This is a genomic window from Flavobacterium fluviale (genome assembly GCF_003312915.1).
Taxonomy (GTDB): Bacteria; Bacteroidota; Bacteroidia; order Flavobacteriales; family Flavobacteriaceae; genus Flavobacterium; species Flavobacterium fluviale.
Genome location: NZ_CP030261.1, coordinates 4,627,067 through 4,642,168, shown reverse-complemented (window position 1 = coordinate 4,642,168; position 15,102 = coordinate 4,627,067). Strand labels below are relative to the sequence as shown.

Below are 15,102 nucleotides of genomic sequence, written 5' to 3'. Positions count from 1 at the left end.
AAATACTTTTTAGTTTCATCTTTGTCAAAGTGTAAAAACTTTGACAAAGATTACTCTACAAGTAAAACTAAATTCAAAATATTTAAATAAAAATCTAGACAGATTGGCAATCTGTGTCAATTTTAAAAGTTAAAACAAAACTTCTTTTGCAATAATGTAAATTCCCATTACAAGCACAAACCATCCAAAGAGAGGTTTGAGTTTTGCACCGTCGATTTTTTTAGAAAGCTGGCTTCCAATAACCATTCCGATTAAAGCCATTGCAGAAACGCTTAATAAAAAAGTATAATTGATTGGTGTTCCAATATATAAATCGCCTGCAAAACCTATTGAGGAATTAATTGTTATAATTAATAGTGAAGTGCCGACTGCCTGTTTCATAGGTAAATTGGCAAAGAAAAGAAGAGCAGGAATAATTAAAAATCCGCCGCCGGCGCCAAGAAATCCCGTAACGATTCCCACTAAAAATCCAATTAAACTCAGCTGCAGATAATTGGTTTCTGTTGTTTTTATTTCAGGCTGATTTTTTTTGATCATCGAAATTGCTGCCGTAATCATCAATATCGAAAAGATAATCATGATTAGAAAATCTTTGGAAACGGTATAAGAAGCCACACAGAATAAAGTTGCAGCAATTTGAGGAAATATGACTTCGCGAATTATTAAAATTGAAATAACTGACGGAACTGCAAAATATAAGGCCGATTTCAATTTCAGATTTCCCATTTTATAATGGCTGTAACTTCCTGATAAAGCTGTTAATCCAACAATAAACAGGGAATAAGAAGTTGCCTGATCTGGATTTACTTTAAATAAATAAACTAGAATAGGAATAGTCAAAATAGAACCGCCGCCGCCAATTAAACCAAGCGAAATTCCGATTATGATTGAAGCAAAAAAGCCTAAATATTCCATTGCATTTCTTTTGATGCAAAGTTGCTTCGGAAATTAGAATTCCACAGTAACATTTATCACAGAAGGAATTTTAAACACGAATTTCACAAATTTTCACGAATTATGCTGTCTGCATAAATTTTAAAACCATAGAAACATTGCTTTATTAGTACTAAAGCTATGTTTCTATGTGTTTAATAATAAATATAAAGTTTGTCAAATTGAGCGAAGTCGAAATGCTATGTGGGTTCTCTCCTGAAGCCTCGGGACGTTCGAACAGAAAATCATTTTCAGAAATAGATTATTGGAATTAGTGTTAATTCGTGAAATTCGTGTTTAATAACTCAATCTGGTTTCGGTTTAGTTTCACCAGACCGCGTTGTTCCATTTTTTTTAATAATCGCGAAATCACTTCGCGTGAAGTATTTAATTCGGTTGCGATTTCTTGGTGTGAAAGATTAACTTCAGAACAGCCGCAGGCATCAGAATGTCTTTTTAGGTAAAATTCCAAACGTTCATCCATAGAGCGGAAAGCAATATTATCGACTACTTCCAGCACTTCTTCAAAACGGCTTCTATAAGTTTCGATAACAAATTCGTACCAGCTTCTGTGTTCCATCATCCATTTGTCCATTAATTGCAGCGGAATCATCATAACAGAAACATCTTCTACCACTTTTGCCATAATCTGGCTTTTCTCACTTTTTGCAGTGCAGATCATAGAAATGGCGCAGGCTTGGCCCGGCTGTAAGTAGTACATTAAGAACTCGCCGCCATCTTCGCCCTGACGATAAATCTTGATTTTGCCTTTGGTTATTAATGCGGTATTTTTAATGTACTGACCCATTCGCATTAATATTGTTCCAGCTTCAAAATCCTGCAGGCTTCCGTTTTCTTCTATAGTGGCAATAAGTTCGTTGGAGAAATTTGGAAAGATGGTTTTTAAGGAATTTTGCATTGCTATAATAATTTTGCCGCATCGATCGGAGTCGAGATGTTTACGGTTCTCGAGTCTGCTCAAACTGGCAGATGGTACTTTTGGTTTTTAAATTTTTATCAAAAAGAGATTAAAAATTGTAATTGTTTGCAAAGATAATAGTTTGATTTGGTATTCATTGTCATAAAACTAGATTTAAGATGTAATTTGTGTAAATGAAAAAATCCTATTTTCTACCGATTTTGTAGACTGAATTTTTAAAAATAGTAAGTAAATTTGTAAAACACTGATTATAATACTTTCTCTAAAACGTTTTCTGAGAATAATAATCGAAATCGCATTTGGTACGTTTTTTATAGAAAGAAACGTCGTAATTTTACAAAAAGACATTTTATTATGAATTTATCACAAGAAGATTGGGTTGCACAGTTAGAAGCTGACGAAAATGCAGTTATACTTGACGTAAGAACTGAAGACGAATTTAATGACGGCTATATTGAAAATGCTTTAAACATTGATATCAATAAAGGGCAGGGGTTTATTTACGAAATCGAAGAATTAGACAAAAATAAAAATTACTATGTATACTGCCGTTCTGGAGCTAGAAGTGCAAAAGCATGTCAGATCATGAACGAACTGGGTATTCAAAATGCCTACAATCTGCTTGGCGGCATCCTGGATTGGGAAGGCGAAACAGTACAACCGTAAAAGAAGAAGAGGCAGCTAAAAGCCTCTTTTTTCTTTTGAGATAGAATTACCAGACTATTAAATAACCAAATTATGAGTTTTATACCAGAAGAATATCAGATTAATACGCTGATAAATCAAGATTCTTATCTTGTAAACGGAGAATTGAAACAATGGACAGGGCAAACCACACCTGTGTTTTCTACTATTTCTTCAACAGAAAAATATTCGCCGACTTTATTAGGATCTATTCCTTTTATGGGAGAAAAAGAAGCAGCAGAAGTTGTCGAAGCTGCAACCAATGCATACGATATGGGACAAGGTTTATGGCCGACTATGAAAGTAGCAGATCGTATTAAATGCATGGAAAATTTTGTGAAAAAGATGAAAGAAACCCGCGAAGAAGTGGTTAAACTTCTGATGTGGGAAATTGGAAAAAATCTTGGCGATTCGCAAAAAGAATTCGACAGAACAGTAGAATATATTCACGATACTATTGACAGTTATAAGGAATTAAACGGACGCAGTTCGCATTTTGAAAAGGTGCAGGGTGTAAACGCAATGATTCGCCGCGGACCTCTTGGGGTTGTATTGTGTCTTGGACCTTACAATTATCCGTTGAATGAAACTTTTTCATTGTTAATCCCAGCTTTAATTATGGGGAATACAGTGATTTTTAAACCTGCTAAACATGGCGTTTTATGTATTACACCATTATTAGAAGCGTTTAGAAGCAGTTTTCCAAAAGGTGTGATCAATATCGTTTACGGCAGAGGACGTGAAGTGGCTTCTCCAATTATGAAATCTGGAAAAATTGATGTTTTGGCATTAATCGGAAATAGTAAATCGGCTATTGCTTTACAAGATCAGCATCCAAACAAAAATAGATTACGTTTGATTTTAGGTTTGGAGGCTAAAAATCCAGCAATCATTTTACCAGATGCCGACTTAGATTTGGCTATTCAGGAATGTATTACAGGAAGTTTGTCTTTTAACGGACAGCGCTGCACGGCTTTAAAAGTATTATATGTTCATGAATCTGTTAGAGAAGAATTCAATAAACGCTTTTCTGAAAAAGTAGATAGTTTAATTTTCGGAAATCCATGGGAAAAAGGAGTTTCCTTAACACCGCTTCCAGAAACCGAAAAACCAAGCTACATTCAGGGATTAATCGATGACGCAACAAGCAAAGGAGCGAAAATCATTAATGAAAAAGGAGGAAAACATACTGATAATTATATTTTTCCAGCAGTTTTATTTCCAGTGAACAAGGAAATGCGCGTGTATCATGAAGAGCAATTTGGACCAGTTGTGCCGGTTCTTTCATTTAAAGATATTAAAGAGCCTTTAATTGATATGGCCGAATCTAACTACGGACAGCAGGTGAGTTTGTTTGGTAAAGACATAAAAACACTTGCACCGCTTATTGATTCCTTGGTAAATTTAGTTTGCAGAGTAAACCTTAACAGTTCTTGTCAAAGAGGACCAGATGCATTTCCGTTTACAGGTCGTAAAGATTCGGCCGTAGGAACTTTGAGTATTCCAGATGCTTTGCGTTCTTTCTCAATCCGTACGTTTGTAGCTTCAAAAGATATCGATTATAATAATGAAATTCTGCAGGAATTGCTAAATAGCAAAGAATCGAACTTCATTAATACCGACTATATTTTGTAGTAATCAAGGTTATATATTAATTGTAGATACCGTCTGTTTCTCTTGGAGCAGGCGGTTTTTTTTCTGAGATGCTGAGGCTCTAAGTTTTTTAGAGTTATGAGTAATGAATTATGAGTTATCCACTAGCAACGAAGAATCAACCACCAACCATCAACCACCAACCATCAACCACCAACCATCAACCATCAACCATTAACTATAAACTACTAACTAATTAACCATTCACAATTCACAATTAATAATTAATTTTGTAACATTAGCATAAAAAAGCACACTAATCTCTTATCAAAAACTAATTTTAAAGACCTAAGAATAACTTATGGAAAAGAATATATTGCAATTTGCAGTAATAGCATTTGTCTTTTTTGCCCAAAGCAACTTTGCGCAAGAACTTTATATGCCAAGAAATATAAAAAAAGCGTACGCAGAAGGAACACGTTCTAAAGACGGAAAACCAGGAAAAAACTATTGGCAGAATCACGGAAAATACAACATGGAGATTGCTGTTGATCCGAAAACTAAATTGGTAAGCGGAACAGAAACAATTGTTTACGAGAATAATAGTAAAGATACTTTACGGAACTTGGTAATTCGTTTTGTAAATAATCTGCATAAACCATCATCTCCTAGAGGCGGCAGTGTAAGCGATGATTTTTTAAGTGAAGGTTTGACGATTACTTCTTTAAAAATTGAAAATGAAGTCTATAAAGAAGATGCCAAAAACTGGGGAACTGTTGGAAATGTAAAATTAAAAAAGCCAATTTTGCCGCATTCTAAAGCTGTCTTAAATATCCAATGGAATTATCCTTTATCTAAAGAAAGCGGCAGAGAAGGACAAATAGATGAAACTACATTTTTTGTTGCCTACAGCTATCCGCGTGTTTCAGTTTTTGATGATTACAACGGATGGGATAGATTACCACATACTGATCGTCAGGAATTTTATAATGATTTTAATGATTATGTTTTTTCTGTAAAAGCTCCAAAAAATTATGTGGTGTATGCTACTGGAGATTTACTAAATCCAGATGAGGTTTTACAACCAGAATTTGCAGCAAGATTGAAAAAGTCTTATACAACAGATGAAATTCTGCATATTGCAAATGAACAAGAAATGAAAAGCGGCATTGTTACCAAACAGTACGATTGGAATGTTTGGAAGTTTGAAGCTAAAAATATTTCAGATGTAACTTTCGGTTTAAGCGATCATTATTTATGGGATGCAAGCAGTGTTGTAGTAGATAAAAAGACAAATCGCCGTGCTAGCGTTCAGGCAGCATATAATGTTACAGGAACAGATTTTGTAAATTCAGTAAAAAACAACCAATATGCTTTAGATTGGTTTTCAAATAACTGGCCTGGAGTTCCTTATCCGTTTTCTAAAATGACGGCTTTCCAAGGTTTTGCAGATATGGAGTATCCAATGATGTGTAACGATTCACAAATGGGAGATCCTGTTTTTGCACAATTGGTACAGGATCATGAAGTTGCACATACTTATTTCCCTTTTTATATGGGAATAAATGAGACACGTTATGCATTTATGGATGAAGGCTGGGCAACAACTTTTGAGTATTTAATTGGAATTGCAGAGCATGGTAAAGAATCTGCGGATAGATTTTATAAAAATTTTAGAGTAAAAGGATATATCAACGATCGTTCTGCTGAGGAAGATCAGCCGATAATTTCAATGTCTACTCAAGTTTCTGGAGCAGGTTATGGTAACAATTCATACGGAAAAGCTTCTTTGTCTTACTTGGCATTAAAAGATATGCTTGGAGATGATTTGTTTAAAAAAGCGCTTCACGATTATATGGATACTTGGAACGGAAAACACCCAATTCCGTGGGATTATTTTAATTCATTTAATACCTCAACAGGAAAAAATCTAAACTGGTTTTTTAACAATTGGTTTTTTACCAATAATTACTTGGACCTTGCAGTTAAAAATGTTTCTGCAGACAAGAAAGTTGTCACTGTAGAAAATATTGGAGGTTTTGCTATTCCTTTTGATGTTATTATTACTTACGCTGATAAAACGAAAATTACATTGCATCAAACACCAGCTGTTTGGGAGAAAAATCAAAAAACAGCAAAAGTTGCTCTAAAAAGCACTAAAAAAATTGAGCAGATAGAATTGGACGGCGGTATTTTTATGGATGCAACGCCGGAAAATAATATTTTGCGTGTGAAATAATAAAGTTTTTTAAATTTCTAAACGTCTTTTTTCTTTGAAAGAAGGCGTTTTTTTATTTTGAATGATTAAAAATAATTCATGATTTTAAAAAAAAGTAAGAAACTTTCGTCAAAATAAATTACGTTTGCAAAAACAAAAAACCTACTAATTTGATGAAAAAAACATTACCCCTAATTGTTTTTTTGATTACTCTTCAGTTTTTCGGACAGAATGATCAAAAAACTGCATTCCAGAAGAATAAATACGAATTGGCTGTTTCGTACTATAAAAAAGCCGATTTCGTTAAGGCTATTGAATTATTTTCTTTAGCAGCGAAAATTAAACCTGATAGCGAAGTCGCTCAGGAAGCATCTAAAAAAGTAGATACTTTAAAAGAAGTTTTACGAAAAGAAATTTTAAATCAAGCAAAAGGAACTTGGAAAAAAGCAGGAAATCAGCCTGTTTGGGCAACAACCGCGACAAAGAAAGATGATCAATCTTCTTCAGATGAATTTGTTGAAATAAGTGAAAATGAAATCTTGTTTTATGAAGTTGATCGAAAAACTAAAGAAAAGAAAGTTCTTAAAACAGAGAATTTAGTTTACAATGACAAAAAAAGTGCAGTTTCCTTATTTTCTGAAATTGTACTTTCAGATGGAACTATTTGGAATTGCAGTATTAACGAAAAATCAAATGTTTTACATGTTATCAATGTAGCTGTAGAAACAGAGGAGGGCATCGAAAAAATAGACAATGATAACTTAGAAAGTTATTACACTAAGATATAATAGAAAGGGAATCGTTTGATTCCCTTTTTTTATGAATTATATTTTATAAGAATTTAAATCCTAGCGAAAAATTGGTAATTCCAGTTTTAATTTCTCCGTTTGAAGAATCAATATCGGTTAATCCTGCCAGATATCTTACATCAAAAGTAAGTCTCCAGATATCAGCGCCAACTCCTCCAAGAATGCTGTGATTATTTTTTTCTAATGCGATAGAATTAAGATTGTTACTTTTACTAATGTCCGAATAATTTTTCCAGTTGTAACCCACAAACAATCTTATATTTCCGGCTTTTCCCAGCGGAATAAGTTTGTATCCAGCAATTAATGACGCATCTGTTCCTCCCAATTTAAACTCTGTTTCTCCGACACCATTTTGATAAACGCTGAAATTAGATTTTGAATATCCAAATTCGCCTTGACCATAAAAAAGTAAAAGATTTACTCTGGCAAATGCAGCAAAACCAATTCCTGTATTAGTATGATCCGAACTAAAATTTTTGGCATTTACAGAAGTTATATTAGTCGAAATTTGAGGTCCAATTTGTATCAATTGTGCAAAACCATTTACACAAATACATAAAAATGATGCTAAAAAGAAATTTTTCATAACAGAATAAATTTGATTTTGGTACTATAAAAATAATGATAATTGATTTAAATTGAACGATTTGTCTGATTTATTTTACGCTAATTTTTGAATCACCATTAATAGTTTTGTTCTTTTGGATTTTATAAGTTCATCGTAAAATGCATTACTTTTGGATAACTTCTAATATTTAAAAATGGAAATTAAACCAATCAATGCATCCGATACATGGCAGATCAGGCATGAGGTGATGTGGCCGGATCAGCCTTTTGAATTTGTTCAGCTTGAAGAAGACAATTTGGGATTTCATTATGGAGTTTTTGAAAACGACAAATTAGTATCTATTGTTTCTTGTTTTATAAACGACGACGAGATGCAGTTTAGAAAGTTAGCAACTTTACCTGACTATCAAGGCAGCGGAATTGCTTCGTCATTGCTGAATTATATTTTTAATATTGCCAGAGAAAAAAAACTCAAAAGAGTTTGGTGCAATGCCAGAGCCGAAAAAAAGAAATTCTACGAAAAGTTCGGAATGGTGGTTATTGGCGATGCTTTTACCAAGGCAGGACAGGAATTTATAATTATGCAATTGGTGTTTTAAGTTGTTGGTTTGTAGTAATTTGCATTGCTTTTATTCTGAAAATATGATACTCTTAAATTTATTTTAAAGTGAAAACGTTTTCGTTTAAAATTACATGTTAAGACTTTCTTATTTTATTTTTTTTATTCCAATCTTTTATTACTTTCGCACCCAAATGAGAAAGTTAATAGTATTTTTAGTATTCATGAATATGCTTCTGTTCGGCGGAGGCCAATATCTTAATGCTAATACTTACGGCTTACCTCAGCACCACAATCTTGAAAAGAAACATCGAGTTAAATTTACCAGTCAAGACAGAGGATCTTCAATAATTGAAGATGCCGATATTGATGTTGAAGAAGATTTTCTAGGAAATGATGATGTTGATGGACTTACGAATAAAATTTTTGCAGCGTCTTACAGCCTTGTAGACGACTTATATCTGTCTTTATCAGATCAATCAGCTGCAAATGATTCCAATCGTTTAAAAATTTCTACGTCTTTATTTGGGCATTCAAATCCTATCTATATTACTCAGAGAGTATTAAGAATTTGATTTTAAAATATACATCGGTTGCCTAAGTTGCGATCCTGCATATCTTGCTGCTGTATATTTTTTTTCTTACTTCCGCTTATATGACAATTAAGGTCAGACCACGGCTTACTGATGTTTTTATCCATCTTTAAGGAATCTCTGTATTCCAAGCATTCAATCGCTTAATTTCCATTTAAAAATCATGAAAAGAATCATCTTGTTCACAGGCTTTATGGCCTTGGTGTGCTTAACCAGTTGTACACAAAAAAAAGAAGAAAAAGAAGAAGCGGAAAAGTTCACTGTGACTAATCCCGTAAAAATTGACACTTCGTTTACGAAGGAATACGTTTCGCAGATTAAATCTGTCCGAAACATCGAAATCCGTGCCCAGGAAAAAGGTTTTTTGCAAAACATTTATGTTGATGAAGGGCAGTTTGTAAAAAAAGGACAGCTGTTGTTTAAAATTATGCCAAACATGTATCAGTCTGAATTGCTTAAAGCGCAGGCAGAACAAAAGTCAGTAGAAATTGAATTACAAAATTCAAAATTATTGGCGGATAAAAATATCGTTTCTAAAAACGAACTAACTGTAGCTCAGGCAAAATTACAATCTGCAAAAGCTGAAGTTGCATTAGCAAAATTACATTTATCATTTACAGAAATCAGAGCTCCTTTTGATGGAACAATCGACAGAATTCCGTTAAAATTAGGAAGTTTAATTGATGAAGGAGAATTACTGACAAGTCTTTCAGACAACAGTCAGATGTTTGCCTATTTCAATGTTTCGGAGCCAGAATATATCAGCTATGAAACAAATATTAAAGATCGTGCTGATAATAAAGTGAATCTGGTTTTAGCAAATGGAGAAATCTTCAAAGATAAAGGAAATGTTGAAGTTATAGAAAGTGAATTTAACAGTGAAACTGGAAATATCGCTTTTAGAGCAAGATTCCCAAATTCAGGTAAACTACTTAGAAATGGTGAAACAGGACAAGTTCAAATGAATGTTCCGTTAAAAAATGCTATCGTAATTCCACAAAAAGCTACTTACGAAATTCAGGATAAAAAATATGTTTTTGTTGTAGATAAAAATGACAAAGTAAGCTCAAGAGAAATCACAATTACAGGAGAAATTCCGGATTTATATGTGATTAAAAGCGGCCTTAATGAAAATGACAAAATCTTACTTGAAGGCGTTCAGAAAGTAAAAGAAAACGACAAAATTAAATACGAGTTTGAATCTCCTAAAAAGGTAATTAATAACCTTCGTTTAAAAGCGGAATAGGTCTTTGTTTTGATAGTTTCAGGTTTCAGGTTTGAAGTTTAGTACTGCAAACCTGAAACTTGAAACCTGAAACACTTTTAAACTTCAAATAAGTTTAATCATTAAAAAATATAAAAATGTTTAATAAATTTATTCAAAGACCAGTATTGTCGATAGTGATATCGCTGATAATTGTCTTTTTAGGGGTTTTGTCTGTATTGAATTTACCAATTACACAATTCCCTACCATTTCACCTCCAATGGTGAATGTTACCGCAGATTACCCAGGATCTAACGGTGAATTGATGGTTAAAGCGGTGGTTATTCCTTTAGAAAGAGCCTTAAACGGAGTTCCAGGAATGAAATACATGGCTTCTGACGCCGGAAATGATGGTGAAGCTACGATTAAAGTAGTGTTTAACTTAGGCACAGATCCAAACCAAGCGGCTATTAATGTGCAAAACCGTGTGGCTTCGGTTACCAATAAGTTACCTCCACTGGTAATTAGAGAGGGGATCAAAATTACCCGAGAAGTACCGAGTATGTTGATGTACGTGAATCTTTACAGTACAGATAAAAATACCGACATGAAGTTCTTGTACAACTATGCCGATATCAACGTTCTTTCTGAATTGAAAAGGGTAAATGGTATTGGCTCTGGAGATATCTTAGGAACACGTGAATATGCTATGCGTATTTGGTTAAAACCGGATCGTATGTTAGCCTATAAAATTTCTGCTGATGAGATAATGGAAGCATTATCTAGTCAAAGTTTGGAGGCTTCTCCGGGTAAAACAGGAGAAAGTTCTGGTAAACGTTCTCAGGCATTCGAATATGTATTGAAATATTCTGGGCGTTTTACAACAAAAGAGCAATATGAAAACATTGTAGTAAAAGCAAGTCCAGACGGAGAGCTTTTGAGATTAAAAGATGTTGCAAAAGTTGAATTTGGAAGTTCGATGTACGATATCTATTCTAATTTGAATGGAAGGCCATCTGCCGCTATTGTGTTGAAACAATCTTTTGGAAGTAACGCGAATCAGGTTATTGAGGAAGTTAAAACTAAATTGGAAAAAATCAAACAGAGATTTCCAAAAGGAATGGATTACGAAATTTCGTATGACGTTTCTAAATTTCTTGATGCTTCTATCGAAAAAGTAATTCACACTTTGGTTGAAGCGTTTATCTTGGTGGGGCTGGTAGTATTTCTTTTCTTAGGAGACTGGCGTTCCACCGTTATTCCTGCAATTGCGGTACCAGTATCGTTGGTAGGAACTTTTGTGTTCATGACATTCTTCGATATTTCATTAAACTTAATTACATTATTTGCTTTAGTATTGGCAATCGGGGTCGTCGTCGATGATGCGATTGTGGTTATCGAGGCTGTCCACGCCAAGATGGAAGAGGAACATCTCTCGCCATTTAAAGCAACCAAAAAAGCAATGCATGAGATTGCAGGGGCAATTATTGCGATTACATTCTTAATGGCAGCTGTATTTATTCCCGTTGCATTTATGTCTGGTCCTGTTGGGGTATTTTACAGACAATTCTCTGTAACGATGGCCACTGCGATTATTCTTTCTGGTATCGTGGCTTTGACATTGACACCAGCACTTTGTGCAATGATGTTAAAAAATAATCATGGCCAGCCTAAAAAGAAAACACCTGCAAATAGATTTATTGATGCTTTCAACGAAAAATTCAATTTAGCACAAGGTAAATATCAAAATCTGTTGGCTAAAATTGTTGACAGAAGAGTTGTGACAATTGTGGCACTTTTAGGTTTCTGTGCTGGAACATGGTTAATAAGCAGTTCTGTTCCTTCAGGATTTATTCCGAATGAGGATCAGGGAATGTTTTACGCCGTAATTCAGACGCCTCCAGGTTCATCTTTAGAAAGAACGAACAATATTGCAGAAAAAGTTCAAAAAATTGCTGAAGATATTGATGGAGTAAAATCGGTTTCGTCATTAGCTGGTTATGAGATTCTGTCTGAAGGTACAGGAGCCAACTCAGGAACTTGTTTGGTGAACCTGAAAGACTGGAGTGACAGAAAAGAATCTGTTGTGGAGATTATGCATGAAATGGAGGAAAAATGTAAAGATATTACAGGAGCGAATATCGAATTTTTCCAACCGCCTGCTGTACCTGGTTATGGAGCGGCAGGAGGATTTGAGCTTCGTTTGTTAGATAAAACGGGTTCTGTTGATTATAAGAGAATGGAACAGGTAAATAACGACTTTGTTGCTGAATTGAATAAACAGCCGGAATTATCAAACGTATTTAGTTTCTATAGTTCTAGTTTCCCTCAATATATGATGAAAGTCGATAATGACTTGGCACAGCAAAAAGGTGTTTCTATTGAAAATGCCATGAATACTTTGTCAACTCTTGTGGGAAGTAACTACGAAATCAGTTTTATTAAATTTGGTATTAACTATAAAGTAATCGTTCAGGCTTCGCCAGAATATCGTGCGCAGCCAGATGATATCTTAAAATTGTATGTAAAAAACGATCGTGATGAAATGGTGCCTTTTTCTGCCTTTATGAAATTAGAAAAAGTATACGGACTTTCGGAAATTACGCGACATAATATGTATACCTCAACACAAATCAGCGGTTCACCGGCTGCGGGTTACAGTTCTGGTACTGCGATTAAAGTTATTCAGAGGGTTGCGGCTGAAAAATTACCAAGAGGATATGATATTGACTGGGCGGGTATTTCTGCCGATGAGGTAGCACAGGGTAATCAGGCAATCTGGGTGTTCTTAATCTGTTTAGGATTTGTTTACTTAGTATTGGCTGCCCAGTACGAAAGTTTTATTCTGCCATTATCAGTAATTTTTTCTTTGCCAGCGGGTATTTTTGGAGCTTTCCTTTTATTAAAATTAACGGGATTAGAAAACAATATTTACGCTCAGGTGGCAATGGTAATGCTTATTGGATTACTAGGTAAAAACGCCGTATTAATTGTTGAGTTTGCTATTCAGCGACATGCTGCAGGATTATCTGTTTTACAATCTGCCATGGAAGGAGCAAAAGCAAGGTTCCGTCCAATTCTGATGACTTCGTTTGCATTTATTGCAGGTTTATTACCGCTTGCTTTTGCAACTGGACCAGGTAAAATTGGTAATAGAACTATTGGTACAGCAGCGGCAGGAGGTATGCTTATCGGAACTATCTGCGGTGTGTTTGTAATTCCGGGCTTGTATTTCATATTCGCTAAAGTTGCCGAAAAATACAAACTAGTAAAACATGAAGAAGAAAATCCATTAACAGAAGAAATTGATAACAATCATGTATAAATTCAAAACCTACCAATATGGTATTGCTTTAGCTATTTGTCTTATTGCTGCAGGGTGTAAAACCCCTGCACCTGAGGCAGCAATAACCACAAGCACACCAGTTCCTGAGTCTTTTGGTACAACTGCCCAAGCTCAGGATGCAGACAATAATACAGCATCGTTAAACTGGAAAGATTACTTTAAAGATCAAAATCTTATAGATTTAATTGACACAGCGCTGAAAAACAATCAAGAACTTAATATCACTTTGCAAGAAATTGAAATCGCAAAGAATGACATTCGTGTTAGAAAAGGGCTTTTACTGCCAACAGCTGGTATTCGTGCGGGAGCAGGAGTAGAAAAAGTGGGTAGATATACCAGTCAAGGTGCGGGTGATGCTACAACCGAGATTAAACCAGGTGTAGAAACTCCTGATCCTCTTGGTGATTTTACCATTTCGGCTTATGCGAATTGGGAAGTAGATATCTGGAAAAAACTGCGTAATTCTAAAAAAGCAGCTTTAAACAGATATTTAGCTTCTGTTGAAGGTAAAAACTTTGTGATTACGAACCTTATTGCCGAAGTTGCTGATTCATATTATGAATTAATAGCTTTAGACAATCAGCTGGATATTGTTAAACAAACAATCAAACTGCAGACTAACGCATTAGAAATTGTAAAAGTTCAAAAACAGGCTGCAAGAGCGACAGAATTGGGAGTTAAGAAGTTTGAAGCAGAAGTTTTAACTTCACAAAGCATGGAGTTTGACATTTTGCAGCAAATAAAAGAAACAGAAAACAAAATCAACTTTTTATTGGGAAGATATCCGCAGGAAATTAAAAGAACAAACAACAATAATTTCTTAAGCTTGCTGCCAGCTGTAGTAAGTTCTGGAATTCCGTCCCAATTATTAGCGAATCGTCCAGATGTGAAACAGGCAGAGCTGGAGTTAGCAGCAGCGAAACTAGACGTAAAAGTGGCTAGAGCAGAGTTTTATCCTTCTTTGGATATTTCTACGGCTATCGGTGTGCAGGCTTTTAAACCTTCTTATTTATTTACAATGCCAGAATCACTTTTATATTCGTTGGCTGGAGATCTTGTTGCGCCATTGATTAATAGAAATGCAATTAAAGCTGAGTTTGCGAGTGCAAATTCAAAACAACTTCAAGCATTATACAATTACGATCGTACGGTTTTAAATGCTTATTTAGAAGTTTCAAATCAATTGTCTAAGATTGAGAATCTTCAGAAAGGATATGATCTTAAATCGAAACAAGTAGACGCCTTAAATACTTCTATTGATGTTTCTAACGATTTATTTAAATCCGCGAGAGTTGATTATTTCGAAGTTTTAATGACACAGAGAGATGCTTTAGAAGCAAAATTAGAATTAGTTGACACTAAAAAAGAACAATTAAACGCTGCAGTCCATGTTTACAGAGACTTAGGCGGCGGATGGAAATAATATTGCCTGTTAATTTGTAGTAAAAAGCCTTTCGAGAGTAAAATCTGGAAAGGCTTTTTTATTCAAAAAACATTCCGTAGGAATGTTTGATCGGTAAAAAAAACGGATTTTTTTTCATTGTGTCCTGTAGGGACACTTGTTTTACGCCTTATAATCCTATGCCGTCAGCCAAACGTTCCTATGGAACGTAATTCAACGCAATTCTGTTTTTTTGTACCGATGACATATTGCT

The 15,102-nt window shown here is 34.6% G+C and carries 12 protein-coding genes; 9 read left to right on the top strand and 3 right to left on the bottom strand.

Annotated features, from left to right (window positions below; translation table 11 throughout):
• Positions 1 to 129 precede the first annotated feature (129 nt).
• The gene (locus tag HYN86_RS20010; protein ID WP_113679651.1) at positions 130 to 915 is read right to left on the bottom strand and encodes a sulfite exporter TauE/SafE family protein; all 786 of its coding nucleotides are present in this window, start codon (positions 913 to 915) and stop codon (positions 130 to 132) included.
• 295 nt (positions 916 to 1,210) lie between these two features.
• Positions 1,211 to 1,852, bottom strand: a complete 642-nt coding sequence (locus HYN86_RS20005; RefSeq protein WP_113679650.1) for a Crp/Fnr family transcriptional regulator — start codon at positions 1,850 to 1,852, stop codon at positions 1,211 to 1,213.
• Between the two features lie 375 nt (positions 1,853 to 2,227).
• On the opposite strand from HYN86_RS20005, the gene HYN86_RS20000 reads away from it, so the two are divergent.
• From HYN86_RS20000 to HYN86_RS19985, 4 genes are all read left to right on the top strand, one after another.
• Positions 2,228 to 2,539 (top strand): rhodanese-like domain-containing protein, encoded by a 312-nt coding sequence (locus tag HYN86_RS20000; protein ID WP_091491996.1) that lies wholly within the window; start codon positions 2,228 to 2,230, stop codon positions 2,537 to 2,539.
• 72 nt (positions 2,540 to 2,611) lie between these two features.
• Positions 2,612 to 4,192 (top strand): NADP-dependent glyceraldehyde-3-phosphate dehydrogenase, encoded by a 1,581-nt coding sequence (locus tag HYN86_RS19995; protein ID WP_113679649.1) that lies wholly within the window; start codon positions 2,612 to 2,614, stop codon positions 4,190 to 4,192.
• Between the two features lie 319 nt (positions 4,193 to 4,511).
• A complete protein-coding gene (locus HYN86_RS19990; protein ID WP_113679648.1) occupies positions 4,512 to 6,389 on the top strand; it encodes a M1 family metallopeptidase in 1,878 nt (625 codons plus the stop codon).
• A gap of 152 nt (positions 6,390 to 6,541) precedes the next feature.
• Positions 6,542 to 7,156, top strand: a complete 615-nt coding sequence (locus tag HYN86_RS19985; RefSeq protein WP_113679647.1) for an outer membrane protein assembly factor BamD — start codon at positions 6,542 to 6,544, stop codon at positions 7,154 to 7,156.
• A 43-nt stretch (positions 7,157 to 7,199) separates the two neighbouring features.
• Here the strand turns inward: HYN86_RS19985 and HYN86_RS19980 are convergent, their stop codons facing one another.
• Positions 7,200 to 7,763: an outer membrane beta-barrel protein gene (locus HYN86_RS19980; protein WP_113679646.1), complete on the bottom strand. Its 564-nt coding sequence runs from the start codon at positions 7,761 to 7,763 to the stop codon at positions 7,200 to 7,202.
• 175 nt (positions 7,764 to 7,938) lie between these two features.
• Between HYN86_RS19980 and HYN86_RS19975 the strand changes: the two genes are divergently transcribed.
• The 5 genes from HYN86_RS19975 to HYN86_RS19955 all read left to right on the top strand — a co-directional run bounded on the left by HYN86_RS19975 (position 7,939) and on the right by HYN86_RS19955 (position 14,870).
• Positions 7,939 to 8,343 carry a GNAT family N-acetyltransferase gene (locus HYN86_RS19975; protein WP_113679645.1) on the top strand — a complete coding sequence of 135 codons (405 nt, stop codon included), beginning with the start codon at positions 7,939 to 7,941 and terminating at the stop codon, positions 8,341 to 8,343.
• 154 nt (positions 8,344 to 8,497) lie between these two features.
• Positions 8,498 to 8,878 (top strand): hypothetical protein, encoded by a 381-nt coding sequence (locus HYN86_RS19970; protein WP_113680014.1) that lies wholly within the window; start codon positions 8,498 to 8,500, stop codon positions 8,876 to 8,878.
• Between the two features lie 181 nt (positions 8,879 to 9,059).
• A complete protein-coding gene (locus tag HYN86_RS19965; RefSeq protein WP_113679644.1) occupies positions 9,060 to 10,142 on the top strand; it encodes an efflux RND transporter periplasmic adaptor subunit in 1,083 nt (360 codons plus the stop codon).
• Positions 10,143 to 10,258: 116 nt separating this feature from the next.
• Positions 10,259 to 13,426, top strand: coding sequence for an efflux RND transporter permease subunit (locus HYN86_RS19960; protein ID WP_113679643.1), 3,168 nt, complete (start codon positions 10,259 to 10,261; stop codon positions 13,424 to 13,426).
• A complete protein-coding gene (locus tag HYN86_RS19955; RefSeq protein ID WP_113679642.1) occupies positions 13,419 to 14,870 on the top strand; it encodes a TolC family protein in 1,452 nt (483 codons plus the stop codon). Before HYN86_RS19960 ends, HYN86_RS19955 begins: the two co-directional genes overlap by 8 nt.
• Positions 14,871 to 15,102: the final 232 nt, after the last annotated feature.

Bases quoted from the DNA above. Each gene is read 5' to 3' on its own strand.
- HYN86_RS20010 (WP_113679651.1), bottom strand. From the start codon at position 915: ATGGAATATTTAGGCTTTTTTGCTTCAATCATAATCGGAATTTCGCTT.
- HYN86_RS20005 (WP_113679650.1), bottom strand. From the start codon at position 1,852: ATGCAAAATTCCTTAAAAACCATCTTTCCAAATTTCTCCAACGAACTT.
- HYN86_RS20000 (WP_091491996.1), top strand. From the start codon at position 2,228: ATGAATTTATCACAAGAAGATTGGGTTGCACAGTTAGAAGCTGACGAA.
- HYN86_RS19995 (WP_113679649.1), top strand. From the start codon at position 2,612: ATGAGTTTTATACCAGAAGAATATCAGATTAATACGCTGATAAATCAA.
- HYN86_RS19990 (WP_113679648.1), top strand. From the start codon at position 4,512: ATGGAAAAGAATATATTGCAATTTGCAGTAATAGCATTTGTCTTTTTT.
- HYN86_RS19985 (WP_113679647.1), top strand. From the start codon at position 6,542: ATGAAAAAAACATTACCCCTAATTGTTTTTTTGATTACTCTTCAGTTT.
- HYN86_RS19980 (WP_113679646.1), bottom strand. From the start codon at position 7,763: ATGAAAAATTTCTTTTTAGCATCATTTTTATGTATTTGTGTAAATGGT.
- HYN86_RS19975 (WP_113679645.1), top strand. From the start codon at position 7,939: ATGGAAATTAAACCAATCAATGCATCCGATACATGGCAGATCAGGCAT.
- HYN86_RS19970 (WP_113680014.1), top strand. From the start codon at position 8,498: ATGAGAAAGTTAATAGTATTTTTAGTATTCATGAATATGCTTCTGTTC.
- HYN86_RS19965 (WP_113679644.1), top strand. From the start codon at position 9,060: ATGAAAAGAATCATCTTGTTCACAGGCTTTATGGCCTTGGTGTGCTTA.
- HYN86_RS19960 (WP_113679643.1), top strand. From the start codon at position 10,259: ATGTTTAATAAATTTATTCAAAGACCAGTATTGTCGATAGTGATATCG.
- HYN86_RS19955 (WP_113679642.1), top strand. From the start codon at position 13,419: ATGTATAAATTCAAAACCTACCAATATGGTATTGCTTTAGCTATTTGT.